General features: G+C 32.4%; 6 protein-coding genes. All 6 read right to left on the bottom strand.

Annotated features, from left to right (window positions below; translation table 11 throughout):
* Positions 1-136 precede the first annotated feature (136 nt).
* Positions 137-439 carry a DUF4176 domain-containing protein gene (locus B7721_RS00035; protein WP_070478089.1) on the bottom strand — a complete coding sequence of 101 codons (303 nt, stop codon included), beginning with the start codon at positions 437-439 and terminating at the stop codon, positions 137-139.
* A gap of 2 nt (positions 440-441) precedes the next feature.
* Complete coding sequence (locus B7721_RS00040; protein WP_084876917.1) at positions 442-1,005, bottom strand: hypothetical protein; 564 nt, start codon at positions 1,003-1,005, stop codon at positions 442-444.
* Positions 1,006-1,352: 347 nt separating this feature from the next.
* A complete protein-coding gene (locus tag B7721_RS00050) occupies positions 1,353-1,559 on the bottom strand; it encodes a hypothetical protein (protein ID WP_084876920.1) in 207 nt (68 codons plus the stop codon).
* The gene (locus B7721_RS00055; RefSeq protein ID WP_084876922.1) at positions 1,556-2,134 is read right to left on the bottom strand and encodes a hypothetical protein; all 579 of its coding nucleotides are present in this window, start codon (positions 2,132-2,134) and stop codon (positions 1,556-1,558) included. Before B7721_RS00055 ends, B7721_RS00050 begins: the two co-directional genes overlap by 4 nt.
* Positions 2,135-2,146: 12 nt before the next feature.
* A complete protein-coding gene (locus tag B7721_RS10235; RefSeq protein WP_407082162.1) occupies positions 2,147-3,376 on the bottom strand; it encodes a T7SS effector LXG polymorphic toxin in 1,230 nt (409 codons plus the stop codon).
* Between the two features lie 68 nt (positions 3,377-3,444).
* Entirely contained in the window at positions 3,445-3,900 is a 456-nt protein-coding gene (locus tag B7721_RS00065; protein ID WP_084876923.1) for a DUF5085 family protein, read from the bottom strand.
* Between the last annotated feature and the right edge of the window lie 54 nt (positions 3,901-3,954).

Below are 3,954 nucleotides of genomic sequence, written 5' to 3' on the forward strand. Positions count from 1 at the left end.
AATCCAAATGGATAGCCATGACCGATGTAGTCCATATAATGACCATTATCCAAATCAACTCGACGACCTGAAATGACTACAAAAAAGTCCATCTGCTCGCTTGTACTCCTTGTTCCTATCTCTAAATCTACTTTTTCTATATGTTATTTAACTTTAAGTGAGGGTATTTAATATTTTTTTGTTCCTTCTCAAAAAGCTGTTGAGCGCTTTTTTCTTGGTCATCAATATACCCCTCAAACCAAACTTTACTTATATCTTCTTTGTTAAAAAAATAACATTGATTATCCGTATTTCCATTTGGATATAAACATGCCGAATAATCGAAATAACCAATTGTCCCTTGATTATTATAGAGTGGAAAACGAGATAAAATCATTAACTTCACTTCTCCGTTATGAAGTTGAATCACACTTCCGATTGGCAATATTTTATCATTCATTATTAACTCTCCTTATTACTTAATTCTTTGTATAACTGTCTCAATATCATGCTGCGTTTAATCAATTTGGTATTTAAAATAGTGTATACGATAAAATATGATGATAAAGTTAATACAAGACTAATATAATTACCCGAACTTATAAAAATTGCAGCAGTCACTATTCCTATAATCAAAAAACAGAGCATCGTTATATATAATATTAAAACATTCCTTTTTTCTTGCTTTAAAAAGTTTTGATAGTTTCTTAAATCAATTTGAAATTCTTCTAACTCAATGACACGGTTTAAAACATAATAAAGTAATAGACTGCTACCAATACTAATGATAATATAAGCAAAAATTAAAGACAGTATACGAAGATCTGTTGGTACTTTCCCATCTTCACTTATACTTCTCAAAACAATATATAAAACAAGAGCAATTGAACTGTAACCAGTAATGGTAGCTGCTCCATTAGTTTTATCCTTTGTTGGATATAAAAGTTGATGATTTTCATTGTTATAGTAGACAGATTTTTCCTGATATATACCTAGGACAACGAAATTTTTAGTGTTGCTTTTCATAATTATCTTTCTTAATTATAAGCTTTATAAAGTCCATTTATGATTTTTCCTCTTTGGAATATTTTATTATAAAAGAACATAAAATACATAGTCATAAATAAAACTGAAACAGCTCCCCACGGAAGATTGCCATATGTGATAAAGAGGTTCGCAAAAAATATTATAATTAGTGGGAATATGATAAGAGATAAATAGGTAAAAAAGACATTCTTTCGCTCTCTTAACACAAAATTCCTCATTGCTTTTTCCTCTAATTGAAGTTTTTCCACTTCCCTCTCTCGATAGAACGTCACATAACAAACAACAAAGGCTGTTATAAAGGAAATCAGAACACCTATCATTAGAAATTAATATCTTCCCAGAATGGTTAAATAGTATTGGGAATTTACTTTTCCGATTATTACATAAAGAATCATGATCAAGCTACTACCAGCAGTTTCAAGAAAAGAATTCCGTTCCCTTACTCTATATAAAGTTAGATCTTTTTTATCAAAATAAACTGGATTTTTATCAATTGTTCCTATCGGAACCATATTTTTTAAATATTTTTTCATGAATCCTTTTCCTTAGTGGAATATTTTTTGTCTAACATATGAACCACTTTAAATCTCTGTATTGGTTTCGTGTTTAATAACAATAGGGGGAACATAAAAAATAAAATGGCTAAAAACAAAAACAAAAAATTAGAAGTCAATAAATAAACTATAGAAAAAAGCACTGGAAAAAGAAATGCCAATAATATAATTAGATGGCTCTTAACTATATTTTTCTTCTCTTTTTTAAGAAAAGTTATCATATCAATGTTTGAAAGCACAAAAGGACTAATAACTAATTCTTCATTCAAAGCTGGTCTATAGAGAAGTTTGGAGATAATGATCATTAGAAAAAAACCAAAAGTCAAGGGCCAAAAACCACTAAACACCTGAACTTTTGTTATTTCTCTTACAATCACATAAAGGATAAGTGCTACTCCTGTTGAGAAAGCGATAGGAGACACTTTAAACTTTGTTTTAGAATGACCTAAGAACATCTTGTCTGTTTTCTTATCAAAAAAAACTGTTTCCCCTTCAAAATTACCAATGCCTACAAATTCAACGTCCTTTAACTTTATAATTTTATTTTCGTCCAAGAGAGTCTCCTATCACTGAAATACAGTTCCAATACCACTGAAAAAGTCAGATACTGCATTACCAACACCATCTATAACTTCCTTACCTGCTTTTACTACATTATTTGTTATTTTTGTGACTTCCTTTCCAACAGTGTTATCATAAATCATATCAAATACAGCATTGCCTGCAATTGATAAACCTACTCCTACTATAAACCCTGCAGCAGCTCCAACAATACCACCTACAGCAGTTCCTGCAATAGGTATAACACTACCAATAGTAGCTCCAATTGCTGCTCCTGTATTCATACCAATGGTCATAGCGCCGGTAGATATTGCTGCATGGGCCCCACTCTTAATAACTGCGTTCGGAACATTTTCACCAGCTGAAACCTGAGCAGTAAAATCAATAGCAGGACCGATAAATGTCATCGCTCGGCCTATTTCTGGCCCCGACTTAGCAACAGATTCAATGCCTTTTCCTATACTTATAAAAGATCCTGACGCGACATTACTTACATTATCAAAAATATTAGGAGGAACTATACCATTAGTTCCGAGGTTAATAAAACTTCCAAGTGAATCGCTTAATTTATATAAACCATTAATCAACCCTCCCACAACAGTCGGGGTCTTTTCCAATAATTTAACCCAGCCCTTATCTCCAAACACATCAATACCATTCATGATTGACTCACTGGCGAAATTATTTTTTAAATCATTTGAAATTACATCAGAATAGTTTTGATTGTTTAAGTCCACCTTCCCACTATACTTAGACTCGGCAAGCTGTTTTGCGAGAGCATTTTGGTACTTCACAGCTTTGGAGTTGCTATGGATAGCTGTGTGTATCTCTGAAACTGAGTTTTTAAACTGAGTTCGATTATAATAATTTCTCGATACGCGGTTCCCATACGGAAGAGAGGCATAACCTGATAGGGTAGCGATTTCACTATTTTGCATATCGATAAGGTCAAATGTATCTGTTTTTAGAAGTACACTATTAAAAGCTTCCATGTTCTTTATGGTATCATCTAAACTCTTGACTGCTTGATTATAGCTCGTGTTCACATTATCCAAGCTTGGATTCGTTAATGTTAGGATATCACTAATCCCTGCATAGATATTTTTCGTCTTACTGGAACTGCTCTTTAATCCCTCGATCGGATCTTTCATCCGTTGCTTGATGTGTTCTAGGTATTCTGTCTTAATAATGGCACTGTTGTCGGTCTCTGACACCGTGTCTTGAAAGAGCTTCACAAGTCCATCATAGCGACTGACAATGCTATCTAGGGCATTGACATAGTTATCGACCTTCAGTTACATTCCTAAATATTTTTGGAATAGCCTACCAATAATTCTAAATATTCTAAGCCGTTTTTGGGAACCACGTGATAAAAAGGGGTTACCATCTCCAAATCATTTTCTTCCAGTGCTATTATTAATTTTGCATATTCTATTTCTGTCAAAGTCTTAAGGTCTCCTTTAATAATCGTTTTTAGTAAATTGCTAATTTCAAAATAAGTTGAAAAATTATAACCTTTTAAACTAAATAAATCGTTGGATATAGGCATAAATAACTCAATTTCTATTACTTCATTTAACGGAACGTTATTCAAACTGTAAAAGAACGGGCCTTTTAATTGATAGCCCGCTTCTACAATTCCTTTTATAAACTGTTCCAAATGCTCTTCCATCTCACTGTAATGAAATGATAGTCTCTGTCTAACCACATTTTGAAAAGCAATTTTATTAACTTTGACAACATTTTCTGGTAGTTTCATCAATCTTTTTCAACCTCACAATACATGTCAATTACATAGTCTCCATAAAGATCC

The sequence above is a fragment of the Streptococcus oralis subsp. oralis genome (genome assembly GCF_002096445.1).
Classification (GTDB): domain Bacteria; phylum Bacillota; class Bacilli; order Lactobacillales; family Streptococcaceae; genus Streptococcus; species Streptococcus oralis_N.